At 46.2% G+C, this 1002-nt stretch carries 2 protein-coding genes; both read right to left on the reverse strand.

Going from position 1 to position 1002, the window contains the following annotated elements:
* Positions 1 to 255 precede the first annotated feature (255 nt).
* Complete coding sequence (locus WQ54_RS17660; RefSeq protein ID WP_001289873.1) at positions 256 to 804, reverse strand: ead/Ea22-like family protein; 549 nt, start codon at positions 802 to 804, stop codon at positions 256 to 258.
* Positions 801 to 1002, reverse strand: a 202-nt coding sequence (locus WQ54_RS32810) for a TraR/DksA family transcriptional regulator (RefSeq protein ID WP_003067971.1), incomplete at its 5' end; no start/stop codon positions are given. The genes WQ54_RS32810 and WQ54_RS17660, both read right to left, overlap by 4 nt.

Consider the following 1002-nt stretch of genomic DNA (forward strand, 5'->3'; position numbering starts at 1 on the left):
CGGATCTGCACAACATTGATAACGCCCAATCTTTTTGCTCAGACTCTAACTCATTGATACTCATTTATAAACTCCTTGCAATGTATGTCGTTTCAGCTAAACGGTATCAGCAATGTTTATGTAAAGAAACAGTAAGATAATACTCAACCCGATGTTTGAGTACGGTCATCATCTGACACTACAGACTCTGGCATCGCTGTGAAGACGACGCGAAATTCAGCATTTTCACAAGCGTTATCTTTTACAAAACCGATCTCACTCTCCTTTGATGCGAATGCCAGCGTCAGACATCATATGCAGATACTCACCTGCATCCTGAACCCATTGACCTCCAACCCCGTAATAGCGATGCGTAATGATGTCGATAGTTACTAACGGGTCTTGTTCGATTAACTGCCGCAGAAACTCTTCCAGGTCACCAGTGCAGTGCTTGATAACAGGAGTCTTCCCAGGATGGCGAACAACAAGAAACTGGTTTCCGTCTTCACGGACTTCGTTGCTTTCCAGTTTAGCAATACGCTTACTCCCATCCGAGATAACACCTTCGTAATACTCACGCTGCTCGTTGAGTTTTGATTTTGCTGTTTCAAGCTCAACACGCAGTTTCCCTACTGTTAGCGCAATATCCTCGTTCTCCTGGTCGCGGCGTTTGATGTATTGCTGGTTTCTTTCCCGTTCATCCAGCAGTTCCAGCACAATCGATGGTGTTACCAATTCATGGAAAAGGTCTGCGTCAAATCCCCAGTCGTCATGCATTGCCTGCTCTGCCGCTTCACGCAGTGCCTGAGAGTTAATTTCGCTCACTTCGAACCTCTCTGTTTACTGATAAGTTCCAGATCCTCCTGGCAACTTGCACAAGTCCGACAACCCTGAACGACCAGGCGTCTTCGTTCATCTATCGGATCGCCACACTCACAACAATGAGTGGCAGATATAGCCTGGTGGTTCAGGCGGCGCATTTTTATTGCTGTGTTGCGCTGTAATTCTTCTATTTCTGATCCG

Source organism: Bacillus sp. SA1-12, from assembly GCF_000981385.1.
Taxonomy (GTDB): Bacteria; Bacillota; Bacilli; order Bacillales; family Bacillaceae; genus Metabacillus.